Below are 16,299 nucleotides of genomic sequence, written 5' to 3' on the forward strand. Positions count from 1 at the left end.
GAGGGATCCCGCGCGGCGCGCGCGAGGTCAGCTCCGCGCCAATGCTCTCAGATCCCGGGAGATGTCGTGGACGGCCGCGGCGATCTCCTGAGCGACGCGGACGTGCGTGCTCTCGCTGCGGCCGATCGGATCGTCGATGTCGTCGCCGTCTCCGCGGGGCGCCCGGCCGCGATTCGCGGCAGCGAGGCGCACCACCGCGCGCAGTCGGGCGGCGGGGTCCTCGACCTCGGGGATCGGCACCTCGGCGACGACGAACGGGAGCACGCGGGCGAACTCGCGGAGGGTGAAGCCGCGCAGCAGGAGCGGCGGGTGGCGTCGCGACGCGTCGACGAGGTGGTCGCGCGTCATCGCGAGCATCAGGTCCGCCTCGCCCGCGATGCCGTCGGAGAGCTTCGCGCTGAGGTGACCGGACGGGTCGCCGCCGAGCTCGGCGGACAGGCGCGCGGAGGTCGGCTCCATCGGGTAGCCGTCCCGCGTCTGCACGCCCGCGCTGCGGAAGGCGAGGAGCGCCGCTCCGCTCGGTGCGGTGAGGTCGCCCAGCTGCGCCCGCAGGAGCTGCTCCGCCATCGGCGAGCGGCAGATGTTGCCGGTGCAGACCGAGAGGACGGTGAAGACCGGAGCGGCGGGCGTCGAGGCCGCCTCACCGGGGCGCCACCCGCGCCGGGCGCGCCGCAGGCCGTCGTCCCCCGGGAACGTCATCCGCGGCCGCTCAGACCGCGCTGGGGGCCGGAGCAGGAGCCGGAGCGGCTGCCGCGTCCGGACGCGCGCCCGACTTCTGCGAGCCGTAGTAGCTCGTGTAGTAGTAGCCGTAGCCCCGGCCGACCTGGCCCCGCGGGGGGACGCGGTTGAGGATGACGCCGAGGGTGTGGCCGCTGACGCGCTCGAGGTTCTGGATCGCCTTGCCGAGCTCGTCGGTCGTCGTCCGGCCGGCCGAGATGACGACGAGGGCGCCGTCGGTGCGGGCGGTGAGGATCGCGCCGTCGGTCACGGGCAGCAGCGGCGGGGCGTCCACGAGCACGATGGCCTCGCGGGCGATCTCGTGGAGGAGCATGTCCATGCCGTTCGAGCCGAGCAGCTCGCTCGGGTTCGGCGGGATCGAGCCCGCGCCGAGGATCCAGAGGTTGCCGGAGGGACCCCAGGGCTGGAGCACGTCCTGCAGCTCCGCCTTGCCGATCAGCAGGTCGGTGAGGCCGACGCCGGGGACGAGGCCGAAGGACTTCGCGACGGTGGGCTTGCGGAGGTCGCCGTCGACGACGACCGTGCGCTGGCCGGACGCGGCGAGCGTCACCGCGAGGTTCGCGGTCACGGTCGACTTGCCGTCGGAGGGCAGCGGGCTGGTCACGACGATGATCCGCGGCGGGCTGTCGACGTTCATGAACTGCAGGTTCGTGCGCAGCTCGCGCAGCGCCTCGGCGAGCGCGTGCTTGCCGTCGGACTTCACGTAGTCGGTCGTGTCCGCCTCGGGCACGATGCGGTTGGTCTCGTTCAGGCGCTTGTCGACGGGGAGCGTGCCGACGACCGGGAGGTCGAACAGCCGCTCGACCACCTCGGCGGTGCGGATGCGGCGGTCGAGGGTGTTGCGGACGAAGGCGTAGACGAGGCCCAGCACGAGGCCGGCCAGCGCGCCGACGCCGAGCACCAGGCGCACGTTCGGGAACTCCGGGGAGGACGGCAGAGCGGCGGACTGGACGCCGGAGAGGCTGACGGTGTCGCCGGCGCCGGACTCCTGGTTCACCTGCTGGATGCGGACGGCGATCGCGTCGATCCAGGCGTCGGCGAGGGTGCGGGCGCCCTCCGGGGTGGACGCCGTCGCGCGGACGTTGAGGATCGGCGACTCCGGGTCGGGAGTGACCTGCACGGCGGTGATCAGCGACTCGGCGGTCACGTCGAGCCCGAGGTTGCCGATGACGATCTCGGCGACGTTCCGCGACTTCGCGATCGGGACGTAGGTGAGGGTGCTCGACTTCGCGACGGAGTCCGCGATCTGGCGCAGGTAGATCGCCTGGCTCGGGTCTCCCCCGGCGTCCGCGACGGCCGCCGAGACGAGGCCCTGCGCCTCCGCGGCGTAGCGCGGCTTCTGGGTCAGCGACCAGCCGTAGGCGACGAGGGTGCCCAGGAGCACGGCTGCGACGAGGGCGATCCAGTGATCGCGGAGAAGTCGGAGGACGTCTCTAAGTTCCACAGTGTCAAGTTCCTTCACTGGTCCGGACCGATCGGCGACTGCCGGAGACGGGCTTCAAGATCATTGCACGCCGGTGTATCGGCCCCGTTTCGGGGACCGTCAGACGTGCACCCCTTCCGGGGTGGGCGGGAGCGGAGTCGCTCTCGCCATCACGCCGAGCCCGAGCAGCTCGTCGACGGCGGCGGACACCGCGGCCGAGGCGTCGATCCCCTCCGGCGGTCCGCCGAGCTCGGCCAGCACCGCGGCGACGAGGTCGGGCAGATCGGCGCCGCCGGCGGCGGAGCGCCAGAGGACCGGACCGATCCCGGCGAGCCGGATCACCGTGTTCTGGCGGAAGACGAGCAGCTCGCCGCTGGGCAGCGCCAGCGCGTCGTCGACGTCCGCGCGGCGCAGGGAGCCGCCGGCGGCCGCGTCCTCCGCCTCGAGCGGGAGCGCGACGACGTCCTGCCAGACCGTCGGCGCCGGCTCGGCCGGAGCGGCGAGCAGACCGTCGACGAGATCGAGCACGTCGGCCGCCTCGGAGTAGACCAGTCGTTTCGCGCCACCGACCGAGGTGATCGTGCGGATCAGCGCGGAGAGCGCCCTCGGCCGGGCGGCGAGGTAGGAGGTCTGAGGCACCAGGGCGTCGATCGCCGCGGTCGGCTCGACCTGCTCGAGTCGGGGAGCGTCGACGCCGTCTCGGCGCTCGAGCAGGACGATCCCGGCCAGCACGAGCGGCGCCTCCGGAACGGGGCGCAGACCGAGGTCGACCGGCGAGAGCTGGGCCTTGGGTGCGCTCCCGGTCGTGGGCTTCACCGACAGCGGCTTCGGATAGGGCAGCACGGCGCCGGAGGGGGTCACGGCGACCGTCTCGTCCGTCACGTAGCCGAAGCGCTGCCCCAGCACGCGCGAGGCGGTCGTCTTGCCGGTGCCGGAGGCGGCCACGAACGCGAGCACGCGGCCGTCGTCGGCGGCGACGCCGCAGGCGTGCAGCATCAGGAGGTCGCTGCGGCGCTCACCGATGGCCTCGAGCGTGAGGGTCGACGTGAGCGACTCCTCGAGCTGCGCGACGGAGTGCGAGACGACCCGGACGCCGCCCGGCGGTACCGAGCCGGGGAGCGACACCTCGGCCGAGATCACGCGAGCGTCGGCGCTGTCGGCGGCGGCGCAGGAGCGCCAGCTGCTCCGGATGCGGGCGACGTCCTCGTCGGACAGCCCGGGCCCGAACTCGACGCGGAACGGGACCTCGAGGACCACCAGCGACATGCTGCGCGGTCCGGATCGCTCCGGCCCCGACCGCTCGTCACCGGGCCGGCCGGCACCCGTCGGCAGGGAGGAGCTCAATACGCCCCGTCCCTCGCCAGGACCGCGCGCGCGGTCTTGAAGAGAATGACGATGTCGCCGGTCATCGACCAGTTCTCGACGTAGTAGAGGTCGAGACGGACGGTGTCCTCCCACGACAGGTTGGAGCGTCCGCTCACCTGCCAGAGGCCGGTGATTCCGGGCTTCATCAGGAAGCGGCGGTGCACGTGCTCCTCGTACTGCTCCACCTCGCGCGCCAGCGGCGGGCGGGGGCCGATCAGCGACATGTCGCCGCGGAAGACGTTGAGGAACTGCGGCAGCTCGTCGAGGCTGAAGCGGCGCAGGACGGTGCCGACCTTGGTGACCCGGGGGTCCTTGGCCATCTTGAACAGGATGCTGTTGCCCTCGTCGCGCTGCTGGGCCGCGAGCTCGGCCAGCCGCGCCTCGGCGTCGACCACCATCGAGCGGAACTTCAGCATCTCGAAGGTCGAGCCGTTCAGCCCGATCCGCTCCTGGCGGAACAGGATCGGGCCCGGGCTGGTCGTCTTCACCAGCACCGCGACGACGATCAGCACGGGCGCGCTGAGGATGATCAGCATCGTCGACGCGGCGATGTCGAAGAGCCGCTTCGCGAAGCGCTGGCGGCCGTCGAAGCGCGGGGTCTCGACGTGGATCAGCGGCAGGCCGGCGACCGGCCGGGTGTGGATGCGCGGGCCGCCGATGTCGGTGAGGCTCGGCGCCACGACGAGGTGCTCGCGGCCGGGCTCGAGCGTCCAGCTGAGCTCGCGGATGCGCTGCGGGGCCAGCTCGTCGGAGCTCGTGACGACGACGGTGTCGGCGCCGGTCGCGTCCATCACGGCGCGCACGCCGTCGATCCCGGAGAAGCCGTGCAGCGAGAGGCCCGCCAGCTCGGCCTCGCTCGTGAGGGCCTCGGCGCCGCCGACGGAGGTGGAGACCGCGCCGACCAGCTTGTAGCCGGCCTCGGTGCCGCGCCGGAGCTCGCGTGCGGTGTGCAGCACGCTCGCGCGGGAGCCGAGCAGGACGACCTGGCTGGAGAAGCGGCCGACCCTGCGCTGACGGGTCAGCCAGGAGCGCCAGATCAGGCGGCCGACGCAGATCAGCAGGATCCCGGCGGGGAACGCCGTGATGATGTAGCCGCGCGCCAGCAGGATCTGCAGGAGGTAGGCGATGATCGCCACGATGCCGAACAGCCAGATGGAGGCGTCGACGATCCGCCGGTACTCCACGTAGCCGGTGCCGACGATGCGGCGGTCGCGGGTGTCGAACACCTGCAGGGCGAGGAGCCAGCCGATCGAGAGCACGACGGACACCCAGGTGTAGCTGACGGCGATGTCGACCGGGTTGTTGAAGCCCACGTCGGAGTTGAGGTTGAGATCGAACCAGAACAGCTGCGTGCCGAAGACCGAGACGAGGATCGCGACGACATCGGTGGCGAGGAGGCGCCGACGGTAGTCCTGCTCCCAGGACGGGCGGCGCTTCGGCGGAGTGTCCTGCGAAGCCATCGAACCCCCCGGTCTCGCGTGCTGCGTCGGAAGGCCTGCGTGCGTTTCCGGTGATGTCACGCCCGCAAGGCTACCCACTTCCCTGTTTCATCTGGGTCACACCCGGTGAGCGGACCTCGACACTGCTAGCCGCGCAGCCGGCCGCGGCTCTCCTGCAGGTAGCACGAGCCGCAGAGCGACTCGTAGGTGACCTCGGCCCCGTCGATGGCGACCTGGTCGCCGTCGAAGACGAATCGGCCGTCGACCACCCGGCCGTTGAAGATCGCCTTCCGCCCGCAGCGGCAGATCGTCTTGAGCTCCTCGAGGCTGTGCGCGATCTCGAGAAGCCGCCTGCTTCCGGGGAACGCGGCGGTCCGGAAGTCGGTCCGGATGCCGTAGGCGAGGACGGGGACGTTCTCGAGGATCGCGATCCGGAGCAGATCGTCGACGTGCGACTCGGGCAGGAACTGCGCCTCGTCGACGAGCAGTGCGCTGACGTCGCGGGCCGTCTCGGCGAGCACGCGGGCGCGCGCGGCGGAGAAGACGGCGACCGGATCGCCGTCGGGCTCGAACAGGATGTCCACCGGACGGGTCACGCCGAGGCGGGACACGATGAGCTCGTCGCCCTTGGTGTCGACGGCCGGCTTCGCGAGCAGCACCCGGTGCCCGCGCTCCTCGTAGTTGTGCGCGGCCTGCAGGAGCGAGGTGCTCTTGCCGCTGTTCATCGCGCCGTAGCGGAAGTAGAGCTTCGCCATCAGGTCCTGTCTCTGCTCGTGGGCGGGCGGTGCCCGCGGACCGCGCCCGGCGCGGTCGTCGTGGTCGTGGTGGTCGTCGTGCCGTCGGCGGTCGTGCCGGTCACTCGAGGAGGCCGTCCTCCGCCGCCCGCCGAATAAGGTCGGCGCGCCGGCTGGCCGGGCGGCCGATCTTGGCGTACTTCTGCCGGACGCGGCGCAGATAGGTCTTCGCCGTCTCGAACTGCACGTTCATCCTCGCGGCGACCTCGGGAGTGCTGGCGCCGGCGACGTAGTGGCGCAGCGCTTCGAGCTCCCCCGCACTCAGCCGCGGACGCTGCTGCGCCGCCACCCCGATCGGCAGCGGCCGCCACTGCGAGGCGGACCCCGCGGTCGAGCGCATCGCCATGGCCGAGCGCGCCGCCTCCATCACGTCCTGCATCGACTGCGCCTTGGTGAGGTGCCGGGCGGCGCCGGCCCGCAGCGAGCGCTCGCGGATCTCGTCGTCCTCGCGCTCGGCGAGGACGATCACGGTCGCGCCCGCGGCACGGCAGGTGCGGATCCGCGCCTCGATCGAGATCGGCTCGCTCAGCTCGAAGTCCATCAGGACGACCTGCGTCGGGAACACCGTGCTGGTGACCAGCTCCATCCAGGTGCCGGCGCTGACGACGAGCTCGAAGTCGGGGGCGTTGGCGGCGATCCAGCTGCTCATGCTGTCCAGGAGCAGCTCGTGGTCGTCGAGGATGCCGAGCCGGACCGGTCGCGCGCCGCCGTCGGCGGAGGGGGTCTCGGCGGACCGGGACTCGACGGACCGGGACTCTGCGGCCCGGGCGGAGGAGCCGGACGTCGGCTCACCGGGGCGAGGGAGCATGCAACGATCCTAGCCGCGGGGCCGGATCGCCTCCGCGGCCCTCTCAGAACAGCGTCGGCTGGCCCACGCCGGGCAGCATCGAGGCGCCGTCCTCGCCCAGCTCGCGGAGGATCAGACCGCCGCCGCGGAGACCGGCGTGCCGAGCCGGCTCGTCGCCGTCCTTCGGGCGGCCGTGCTCGCCGCCGAGGGTCCGCAGCACACCGAGCGAGGGCAGCGCCGAGGCGCCGCGCGCGGTCGGCCCGAGCGCGGAGGAGCGCATCGAGCCGGTCGCCGGGTCGGCCTCCCCCTCCTCCAGCCGGTGGTCGCGCATCAGCGGGCGGATCCGCGCGGACAGCCAGCGGCGGTACTCGGCAGGCGCGTAGGCGGAGCGCCCGGGGTAGAGGGAGCGGTAGCGGTCGAGCAGCTCGGGGTGCTCCTGCGCGAGCCACTGCAGGAACCACTCCTTGACCCCGGGCTTGAGGTAGAGGGTGGAGTACATGATCGTGCTCGCCCCCGCCTCGCGGCAGGCGCGGAGCGAGGCGTCCAGGTGGGCGCGGGTGTCGGTGAGGAACGGCAGGATCGGCATCAGGAAGACCGAGCACTCGAAGCCCGCCTCGCGGGCGGCCGTGACGGTCGCCAGCCGGGCCGCGGCCGACGGAGCGCCGGGCTCGATCGAGCGCTGCAGATCCTCGTCGAACACGGCGATCGAGACGCCGAGGTCGACGGGCACGTGCTCGGCCGCCTCGCGCAGCAGCGGCAGGTCGCGCCGGAGCAGCGAGCCCTTGGTCAGGATCGAGATCGGGGTGCCGGAGGCGGCCAGCGCGGCGATGATGCCGGGCATCAGCCGGTAGCGGCCCTCCGCCCGCTGGTACGGGTCGGTGTTGGTGCCGAGCGCGACGGGGTGCCGCTCCCAGCTCGGCCGGGCGAGCTCCCGGGTGAGCACCTCGGCGACGTTCACCTTCACGACGATCTGCGAGTCGAAGTCGCGCCCGCCGTCGAACTCGAGGTACTCGTGGGTGGGCCGGGCGAAGCAGTAGGTGCAGGCGTGGGTGCAGCCGCGCATCGGGTTGATCGTCCAGCCGAACGGCATCTTCGACGAGGAGTGCACCCGGTTCAGCGCCGACTTGGCGAGCACCTCGTAGAAGGTGATCCCGTCGAACTCGGGGGTGCGGACGGTGCGGACCAGCTCGGTGAGCTTCACGAGGCCCGGGAGCGCGGCCTCGTCCGCCGCGCCGATCGCCTGTCCGCTCCACCTCATGAGTCCATTAGAACATGTGTTCGAAAGAATCCGCTGGTTTCATGCTGGTCGAGTAGCCGCGAAGCGGCGTATCGAGACCCGCCGTCCTCAGCAAGTCGGGTCTGCAGACCCGTCTTCTGACGGGGGTGGATCTCGATACGCCCGCTGTGCGGGCCACTCGATCAGCATGGATGCCCTCAGACGGACGAGGTGATCATCACCCGATCAGTGCAACGGGCACCCCGAGGAGCGCGCCCGCGGCGTTTAGACCGAGGCGCGGAGCGCGAGCGCCTCGGACGTGGCGGCGACGGTGCGCTCCGCCGTCTCCGGGGCGTCGTTGAGGGTCGAGCCGTAGCTCGGCACGAGCGAGCGGATCCGCGGCTCCCAGGCCTTCATCCGGTCGGGGAAGCAGCGCTTGACGATGTCGAGCATGATGGGCACCGCCGTCGAGGCGCCGGGCGAGGCGCCGAGCAGGCCGGCGATCGTGCCGTCGGCGCCGGTGATGACCTCGGTGCCGAACTGCAGCACGCCGCCCTTCTTCTCGTCCTTCTTCATCACCTGGACGCGCTGGCCGGCGGTGATCAGGTACCAGTCCTCGGAGCGGGCGGTGGGCAGGAACTCCCGCAGCGCCTTCATCTTCTTGTCGCGGCCGGCCAGCACCTCGCCGAGCAGGTACTTCATCAGGTCGAGGTTGTCGCGGGCGACGGCGAGCATCGGGCCGATGTTGTGCGGGCGGATCGACAGCGGCAGGTCGAGCCAGGAGCCGCGCTTGAGGAACTTGGGGGTGAAGCCGGCGTACGGGCCGAACAGCAGCGACGCCTGGCCGTCCACGACGCGGGTGTCGAGGTGCGGGACCGACATCGGCGGGGCACCCACGGCGGCCTTGCCGTAGACCTTCGCCTGGTGCCGGGCGACGATCGCCGGGTTGTCGGTCCGGAGGAACTGCCCCGAGATCGGGAAGCCGCCGAAGCCCTTGATCTCGGGGATGCCGGACTTCTGCAGCAGGTGCAGCGCCCCGCCACCGGCGCCGACGAAGACGAAGCGGGCGACGACCTTCTTGGGCGTGCCGCCGACCTTCTGCTTGAGGTCCAGGCGCCAGGTGCCGTCCTTCTGCCGGGTGATGCCGGTGACCTCGTGGCCGGTGTCGAGCGTGCCGCCGTGCGCGACGACGTGGTCGAAGAGCTGGTGGGTGAGCGCGCCGAAGTCGACGTCGGTGCCGGCCGGGATGCGCGTCGCGGCGTAGGGTCCACCGCCGGCGGGGCGCTGCTCCATCAGCAGCGGCGCCCACTCGTGGATGGTCTTCGTGCTCTCGGTGAACTCCATGCCGGCGAAGAGCGGCTGGTCCTTCAGCGCCTCGTAGCGCTTCCGGAGGTACTCGACGTTGGCCTCGCCGTGCACGAAGGTCATGTGCGGAGCGGAGTTGATGAAGCTCGAGGGCTCGCGGATGTCACCGGCCTCGACCAGGCTCGACCAGAACTGGCGCGAGATCTGGAACTGCTCGTTGATCTGGATGGCCTTGGCGGGGTCGACGGAGCCGTCGGCCGCCTCGGGCATGTAGTTCAGCTCGCAGAGGGCGGCGTGGCCCGTGCCCGCGTTGTTCCAGGGGTTCGACGACTCCTGCGCCACGTCGCCGAGGCGCTCGTAGGCGGCGATGGTCCAGTCGGGCTGGAGCTTGGTGAGGAGTGCACCGAGGGTGGCACTCATGATGCCCCCACCGATGAGGGCGACGTCGACCGGTTCCGAGGAGTTCACGAGAGTCGAGTTTACCGTCGGCCGCCGGGCGGCAGGCGGGCCGGGGGGTCGCTCGCCCATCAAATTGACGGCTTTTCCCGTCGGCGAGCGGCGGTGGCGGCCGCTGCTCGGACACGGGGGCCTCGATACGCCGCTGCGCGGCTACTCGACCAGCATGCAACCGCCGCGGCGCGCAGGCGCGCGCACCATGCTGATCGAGCAGCCCTCGCAGAGGGCGTATCGAGATCCGCCGGGTCAGGCGACGGGCTGCTTGGCCGCGATCAGCTCGGCGATCTGAACGGCGTTGAGGGCCGCGCCCTTGCGGAGGTTGTCATTGCTGATGAAGAGGGCGAGGCCACGGCCCTCGGGGGCTCCCTCGTCGGCGCGGATGCGGCCGACGTAGCTCGGGTCGCTGCCGGCGGCCTCGAGCGGCGTCGGCACCTCGCGCAGCGCGACACCGGGGGCGTCGGCGAGCAGCTCGCGGGCGCGCTCGGGGCTGAGCGGCGCGGAGAACTCGACGTTGACCGAGAGCGAGTGGCCGGTGAAGACCGGCACGCGCACGCAGGTGCCCGAGACCAGCAAGCCGGGCAGCTCGAGGATCTTGCGGCTCTCGTTGCGGAGCTTCTTCTCCTCGTCGGTCTCGTTCAAGCCGTCCTCGACGAGGCTGCCGGCGAACGGGATGACGTCGAAGGCGATCGGCGCGACGTACTTGTCCGGCGCCGGGAAGGCGACCGCCGAGCCGTCGTGCACGAGGTCGAGCAGGTGCTCGTCGGCGACGGCCGCGCGGACCTGGCCGGCCAGCTCGTTCGCTCCGGCGAGCCCGCTGCCCGAGACGGCCTGGTAGGTGCTGACGATGAGGCGGGTGAGCCCAGCCTCCTGGTCGAGGACCTTGAGGATCGGCATCGCGGCCATCGTGGTGCAGTTCGGGTTCGCGATGATGCCCTTCACGGCCTGCTCGATCGCGTGCGGGTTGACCTCGCTGACGACCAGCGGGACCTCGGAGTCCATCCGCCAGGCGCTGGAGTTGTCGATGACGACGGCGCCCGCGGCGGCGAAGCGCGGTGCCTGCGCGCGCGACCCCGTCGCTCCGGCCGAGAAGAGCGCGATGTCGAGCCCCGAGGGGTCGGCGGTCTCGGTGTCCTCGACCACGATGTCCTGGCCGCGGAACGGCAGGGTCGTGCCGGCCGAGCGGGCGGTCGCGAAGAAGCGGATCGACGCGATCGGGAAGTCGCGCTCCTCGAGGAGGCGGCGCATGACGGTGCCGACCTGGCCGGTGGCGCCGACGACTCCGATGTGGAGGGGGGTGCTGCTCATGCTGGGCTCTTTCGTCCGTGGGCCGCTCGCGGGAGGAGCGGCACGAAGGGGGTGCTGGCGGGAGGGCCGGGGCGGGCTCCCCGGAGACGGTACCGAAAGACGGCGGAGTCGTCGGGGCCGGGAGGTGCGATCGGCGGGATCGCGAGGGCGAACGGCGCTCAGCGACCGGTGCCGGCGTAGACGACGGCCTCGTCCTCGGCGTCGAGGCCGAAGGCGGTGTGCACGACGCGGAGGGCGTCGTTCACCGTGTCGGCGCGGGTCACGACCGAGATGCGGATCTCGCTCGTGGAGATCATCTCGATGTTGATCCCCGCCTCGTAGAGCGAGCGGAACAGCTTGGCCGAGACACCCGCGTTGGTGCGCATGCCGGCACCGACGAGGGCGAGCTTGGCGATCTGGTCGTCGTACTGGAGCGACTCGAAGCCGACCTCGTCCTTCTCGGCGTTGAGCGCCGTGAGGACGGTCTGGCCGTCGGCCTTGGGCAGGGTGAAGGAGATGTCGGTGCGACCGGTCGCGGCGGCGGAGACGTTCTGCACGATCATGTCGATGTTCGAGCCGGTCTTCGCGACGATCGTGAAGATCTGCGCGGCCTTGCCCGGGATGTCGGGCACGCCGACCACGGTGATCTTGGCCTCGTTGAGATCGGCGGCGACTCCGGCGATGATCGGCTCTTCCACGGGCTGTCCATTCTTCTCGGTGCTTCCGGGGGCGTCCTCGCCGGGCACGGCGTTGTAGACGATGGTGCCCTCGTTGGGGCTGAACGACGAGCGCACGTGCAGGGTGACGCCGTGGCGGCGGGCGAACTCGACGGCGCGGATGTGCAGGACCTTCGCGCCGGCGGCGGCGAGCTCGAGCATCTCCTCGCTGGAGATGCGGTCGAGCTTGCGGGCCTTCTTGACCACCCGCGGGTCGGCGGTGAAGACGCCGTCGACATCGGTGTAGATCTCGCAGGTGTCGGCGCCGAGGCCCGCGGCGAGCGCGACGGCGGTGGTGTCCGAGCCGCCGCGGCCGAGGGTGGTGATGTCCTTGGTGTCGCGGTTGAAGCCCTGGAAGCCGGCGACGATGACGACCGCGTTCTCGTCGAGCGCGGCGCGCAGGCGGACCGGGGTGATGTCGACGATGCGGGCGGCGCCGTGCTGAGCGTCGGTGATCATGCCGGCCTGGCTGCCGGTGAAGGAGCGGGCGTCGTAGCCCATGCTCTTGATCGCCATGGCGAGCAGCGCCATCGAGATCCGCTCGCCGGAGGAGAGCAGCATGTCGAGCTCGCGCGGCGCGGGGATCGGCGTGACCTGGTGCGCCAGCTCGAGCAGGTCGTCGGTGGTGTCGCCCATCGCGGAGACGGCGACGACCACGTCGTTGCCCGCCTGCTTCGTCGCGACGATGCGCTTCGCGACCCGCTTGATGCTCTCCGCGTCGGCGACGGAGGACCCGCCGAACTTCTGGACGATCAGGCTCACGCGCTACTCCCGGGTCAGTGGCTCGGGCCGTGGCGACCCGACGCAGGAGTCTACCGGCGGGCGCATGCGCGAGGGGTCATGTTGCGGCGGCGCCTGTGCGGGTGTCCTCCGGGTCCTTCGTGGCGCGCCCGGCACGCGGAACCGGCTCCGGCACGCGGGAACGGGCGGATTCGACGAGCCGGGGGTGGTTCCGCGAGCCGGAGGCCCGATCCTGGGACGTCCGGCACGCGAAAACGGGCCCGGCACGCCAGGACGGACCGGAACCACGAGCCGGAGGTGGATCCACGAGCCGGAGGTCCGATCCGGAGGCGTCCGGCACGCGGAAACAGGCCCGGCACGCCGGAACCGACCGAAACCACGAGCCGGGGGTAATCCGCGAGCCGGAGGTCCGATCCGGGGACGCCCGGCACGCGGAAACAGGCCCGGCATGCCGGAACCGACCGAAACCACGAGCCGGAGGTGAATCCACGAGCCGGAGGCCCGCTCCGGAGACGTCCGGCACGCGGAAACAGGCCCGGCACGCCGGAACCGACCGGAACCACGAGCCGGAGGTGAATCCACGAGCCGGAGGCCCGATCCGGGGACGTCCGACACGCGAAAAAGGGCCCGGCACACCGGAACCGACCGGAACCACGAGCCGGAGGTGAATCCGCGAGCCGGAGGTCCGCTCCGGAGACGTCCGGCACGCGGAAACAGGCCCTGCACGCCGGAACCGACCGGAACCACGAGCCGGGGGTGATTTGGCGAGCCGGAGGTCCGCTCCGGGGACGTCCGGCACGCGGAAACAGGCCCGGCACGCCGGAACCGACCGGAACCACGAGCCGGAGGTGGATCCACGAGCCGGAGGTGGGTGAAGGCGGAGCGGGTGCGACCGGGTCAGTTCTCGACGAGGCGGCGGCCCTCGAAGGCGCGGCCGAGGGTGATCTCGTCGGCGTACTCCAGGTCGCCGCCGACGGGGAGGCCGGAGGCGAGGCGGGTGATGCGGATGCCGAGGGTGCTGAGCATGCGGGAGAGGTAGGTCGCGGTGGCCTCGCCCTCGAGGTTGGGGTCGGTCGCGATGATGACCTCCTGCACCTCGCCGTCGGCCAGGCGCTGCAGCAGCTGGCGGATCCGGAGCTGGTCGGGGCCGATGCCGTCGATCGGGCTGATCGCGCCGCCGAGCACGTGGTACAGACCGCGGAACTCGCGGGTGCGCTCGATGGCGGGGACGTCCTTCGCCTCCTCGACCACGCAGATGACGGCGCGGCTGCGGCGCGGGTCGCGGCAGATGCCGCAGGTGGCCTCCTCCGCGACGTTGCCGCAGATGTCGCAGAAGTGCACGCGGTTGCGCAGCTCCAGCAGGATCTCGGCGAGACGCGTGACGTCGAAGGTCTCGGTCTGCAGGATGTGGAACGCGATGCGCTGGGCCGACTTCGGGCCGATGCCGGGGAGCCGGCCGAGCTCGTCGATCAGCTCCTGGACGATGCCTTCGTACATGCGGGCGCCTCCTCTCGGGATGCGGATTCAGTGGTGAGGAGAGCGGGAGCGAGGAGCGCGGCGAGGGTCATGCGCCGGTCACCCGCGGACCGCGCGGGACGTGCGGCTGCTCCTCGATGAACTGGGCGCCGAGGATCTCGCGCACCACCGCCTCGCCGTAGCGCTGGCGGCCGTCGGCCGTGGCCGAGCGGGTGGTGCGGGTCACCGGGCGGGGCGCCGGCTCGGGCCGCTCGCGGGCACGGACGGGCGCGGGAGCGGCGGGCGCCGGGGGCGCGGACGGCTCGCCGGGGGGCGCGACGGTCGCCCAGGAGTCGGGCATCGGCGGCTCGACCGGCGGCATGTCCTCCTCGGGCGGCTCCTCGTCGAACGGCGGCTCGTCGTCCGAGGGGCCGGCCGACGCGGCGGCCGGGCGGACCGGGGGCTCCTCCGCGGGGACGACCGGGGCGGAGCGCGGCGACGGGGCGAGGACCGGCACGTCGGTCGGCTCGGGAGCGACGACCGTCTCGATCGCGGGCTCGGCGGCGACCTCGGCGGGGGCCGGGTCGGCCGGGATGGCGACCGTCGCCCACTCGTCGGGGTCGCTGGGGGCGGTCGATGCCGCGGGCTGCTGCGCGGCGGACTGCTCGACGGCGGGCGTCGGGGTCGCCTCGACGGCGGCGCGCTCGGCCTCGGGCGCGGTCGCGCGGGGCTCGACGCGGGCGATGTACTTGACCCGGAGGCCGAGGACCTGCTGGATCGCCTGGCGCAGGTGCTCGCTGACGCCGGGCTGACCGGCGCTGCCGGCCATCTTGAACGAGTCGACGTCGTTCTGGCTCGGGAAGGAGAGGGTGAGGACGTCGTCCTTCAGCGCCCGCACCTGTGCGGTGTAGGCGACGAGCCAGGCCGTCATCCGAGCCTTCTGCACGACCTCGAGGATCTCGGGCCAGCTGTCCTTCATCCGCTGCAGGGTGACGCCGCCGGGCTCGTCCGCCGCGGAGGGGTGGGGCGCCGGAGCGGGCGCGGCCGGGCTCGGAGTCGCGGCGTCGGCGGGAGTCGAGTCGGCCGGAGTCGAGTCGGCGGCGGCACCCGGGACGGCGTCGGGCGCGGATGACGGCGAAGCCGCGCCGGAGCCTGCATCGGCCGACGCCGCGGAGACGACCGGGGTCTCGACGCGCGGGGCCGCCGCGATCGACTCCGGCACCGACTCCGGCGTCGCGGCGTGCGAGGGGAGGTGCGGCTCGGGCATGCGCGACTCGGGTGCGCGGGTCTCGGGTGCGCGGGAGGAAGCGGCACGAGACTCGGGCGCGCGCGACTCCGGGGCACGCGGGTCGGCGGACGGCCGCATCGGCGCCGGGGCGGCCTGCGACGGCGCCGGCACCACGACGGACGCCGGGGCGGCCGCCGCGCCGGAGCCGTGCACCAGCGTGCGCGCGATCATCAGTTCGAGGTGCAGCCGCGGCGAGGTCGCGCCCGTCATCTCGGTGAGCGCGTCGTTGACGATGTCGGCGATGCGGGAGAGCTCGCCGAGGCCGAGCGCGCGCGACTGGCCGGCCATCCGGTCGAGCTCGTCCTGGGACACGCCGCGCAGGACCGCGGAGGCCGCGCCTCCGGTGGCGGCGACGACGATGAGGTCGCGGAGCTTCTCGAGCAGGTCCTCGACGAAGCGGCGCGGGTCCTGGCCGGTCTGGATGACCCGGTCGACGGCGCCGAACGCCTCGGCGGAGTCGTGCTCGGCGAGCGCGTCGACGACCTCGTCGAGCAGGGCGCCGTGGGTGTAGCCGAGCAGGGCGACCGCGCGCTCGTACTCGACCGTCTCGTCCTCGGAGCCGGCCATCAGCTGGTCGAGGAGGGAGAGGGTGTCGCGGACCGAGCCGCCGCCGGCGCGGACGACCAGCGGGAGCACGCCCGCGGCGACACTCACCTTCTCGCGCTCGCACAGCTCCTGCGTGTAGTCGAGCATCTGCGCGGGCGGGACGAGCCGGAACGGGTAGTGGTGCGTGCGCGAGCGGATCGTGCCGATGACCTTGTCCGGCTCGGTCGTCGCGAAGATGAACTTCACGTGCTCCGGCGGCTCCTCGACGATCTTGAGCAGCGCGTTGAAGCCCTGCGGCGTCACCATGTGCGCCTCGTCGAGGATGAAGATCTTGAAGCGGTCGCGAGCCGGGGCGAAGATCGCCCGCTCGCGCAGGTCGCGCGCGTCGTCGACGCCGTTGTGGCTCGCGGCGTCGATCTCGACCACGTCGAGCGAGCCCTGGCCGTCGCGGCTGAGCTCGACGCAGCTGTCGCAGACGCCGCACGGGGTGTCCGTCGGGCCCTGGGCGCAGTTGAGGCAGCGGGCGAGGATGCGCGCCGAGGTGGTCTTGCCGCAGCCGCGCGGACCGCTGAAGAGGTAGGCGTGATTGACGCGGTTGGTGCGCAGCGCCGTCATGAGCGGATCGGTCACCTGGGACTGGCCGATCATCTCGGCGAACGTCTCCGGCCGGTACCGGCGATACAGGGCTGCTACCACCCGACAAGAGTAGCCGCGACCTCCGACACCGGACGCGGGTCGCCGGAGCC

Annotated in this window: 12 protein-coding genes; all 12 read right to left on the reverse strand. The window is 72.3% G+C overall.

The annotated features are described in order from the left end of the window. Positions 1–27 precede the first annotated feature (27 nt). The 12 genes from EDF36_RS14995 to EDF36_RS15050 all read right to left on the reverse strand — a co-directional run bounded on the left by EDF36_RS14995 (position 28) and on the right by EDF36_RS15050 (position 16,249). Entirely contained in the window at positions 28–699 is a 672-nt protein-coding gene (locus EDF36_RS14995; RefSeq protein WP_123733619.1) for a low molecular weight phosphatase family protein, read from the reverse strand. A gap of 10 nt (positions 700–709) precedes the next feature. Then, positions 710–2,182 (reverse strand): polysaccharide biosynthesis tyrosine autokinase, encoded by a 1,473-nt coding sequence (locus tag EDF36_RS15000; protein WP_185020496.1) that lies wholly within the window; start codon positions 2,180–2,182, stop codon positions 710–712. Between the two features lie 99 nt (positions 2,183–2,281). Beyond that, positions 2,282–3,418 (reverse strand): hypothetical protein, encoded by a 1,137-nt coding sequence (locus tag EDF36_RS15005; protein ID WP_148060055.1) that lies wholly within the window; start codon positions 3,416–3,418, stop codon positions 2,282–2,284. A gap of 83 nt (positions 3,419–3,501) precedes the next feature. Then, a complete protein-coding gene (locus EDF36_RS15010; protein WP_123733622.1) occupies positions 3,502–4,986 on the reverse strand; it encodes a sugar transferase in 1,485 nt (494 codons plus the stop codon). 125 nt (positions 4,987–5,111) lie between these two features. Further along, positions 5,112–5,720, reverse strand: coding sequence for a thymidine kinase (locus EDF36_RS15015; RefSeq protein WP_123447696.1), 609 nt, complete (start codon positions 5,718–5,720; stop codon positions 5,112–5,114). Positions 5,721–5,820: 100 nt separating this feature from the next. Beyond that, positions 5,821–6,567: a response regulator transcription factor gene (locus tag EDF36_RS15020; protein WP_123733623.1), complete on the reverse strand. Its 747-nt coding sequence runs from the start codon at positions 6,565–6,567 to the stop codon at positions 5,821–5,823. A gap of 43 nt (positions 6,568–6,610) precedes the next feature. Then, positions 6,611–7,804 carry an Rv2578c family radical SAM protein gene (locus EDF36_RS15025; protein ID WP_123733624.1) on the reverse strand — a complete coding sequence of 398 codons (1,194 nt, stop codon included), beginning with the start codon at positions 7,802–7,804 and terminating at the stop codon, positions 6,611–6,613. Between the two features lie 243 nt (positions 7,805–8,047). After that, on the reverse strand, positions 8,048–9,595 hold the full coding sequence (locus tag EDF36_RS15030) for a malate:quinone oxidoreductase (protein ID WP_123733625.1): 1,548 nt from the start codon (positions 9,593–9,595) through the stop codon (positions 8,048–8,050). A 174-nt stretch (positions 9,596–9,769) separates the two neighbouring features. Then, positions 9,770–10,828 (reverse strand): aspartate-semialdehyde dehydrogenase, encoded by a 1,059-nt coding sequence (locus tag EDF36_RS15035; RefSeq protein ID WP_123733626.1) that lies wholly within the window; start codon positions 10,826–10,828, stop codon positions 9,770–9,772. Positions 10,829–10,986: 158 nt separating this feature from the next. Continuing rightward, positions 10,987–12,285 carry an aspartate kinase gene (locus tag EDF36_RS15040; RefSeq protein WP_123447701.1) on the reverse strand — a complete coding sequence of 433 codons (1,299 nt, stop codon included), beginning with the start codon at positions 12,283–12,285 and terminating at the stop codon, positions 10,987–10,989. An 876-nt stretch (positions 12,286–13,161) separates the two neighbouring features. Beyond that, positions 13,162–13,761, reverse strand: a complete 600-nt coding sequence (gene recR / locus EDF36_RS15045; protein WP_123447702.1) for a recombination mediator RecR — start codon at positions 13,759–13,761, stop codon at positions 13,162–13,164. A 67-nt stretch (positions 13,762–13,828) separates the two neighbouring features. Beyond that, positions 13,829–16,249, reverse strand: a complete 2,421-nt coding sequence (locus tag EDF36_RS15050; protein WP_123733627.1) for a DNA polymerase III subunit gamma and tau — start codon at positions 16,247–16,249, stop codon at positions 13,829–13,831. Positions 16,250–16,299 lie beyond the last annotated feature (50 nt).

The sequence above is a fragment of the Rathayibacter sp. PhB152 genome (assembly GCF_003751395.1).
GTDB classification, from domain to species: Bacteria; Actinomycetota; Actinomycetes; order Actinomycetales; family Microbacteriaceae; genus Rathayibacter; species Rathayibacter festucae.

Bases quoted from the DNA above. Each gene is read 5' to 3' on its own strand.
- EDF36_RS14995 (WP_123733619.1), bottom strand. From the start codon at position 699: ATGACGTTCCCGGGGGACGACGGCCTGCGGCGCGCCCGGCGCGGGTGG.
- EDF36_RS15010 (WP_123733622.1), bottom strand. From the start codon at position 4,986: ATGGCTTCGCAGGACACTCCGCCGAAGCGCCGCCCGTCCTGGGAGCAG.
- EDF36_RS15015 (WP_123447696.1), bottom strand. From the start codon at position 5,720: ATGGCGAAGCTCTACTTCCGCTACGGCGCGATGAACAGCGGCAAGAGC.
- EDF36_RS15020 (WP_123733623.1), bottom strand. From the start codon at position 6,567: ATGCTCCCTCGCCCCGGTGAGCCGACGTCCGGCTCCTCCGCCCGGGCC.
- EDF36_RS15025 (WP_123733624.1), bottom strand. From the start codon at position 7,804: ATGAGGTGGAGCGGACAGGCGATCGGCGCGGCGGACGAGGCCGCGCTC.
- EDF36_RS15030 (WP_123733625.1), bottom strand. From the start codon at position 9,595: ATGGGCGAGCGACCCCCCGGCCCGCCTGCCGCCCGGCGGCCGACGGTA.
- EDF36_RS15035 (WP_123733626.1), bottom strand. From the start codon at position 10,828: ATGAGCAGCACCCCCCTCCACATCGGAGTCGTCGGCGCCACCGGCCAG.
- recR (WP_123447702.1), bottom strand. From the start codon at position 13,761: ATGTACGAAGGCATCGTCCAGGAGCTGATCGACGAGCTCGGCCGGCTC.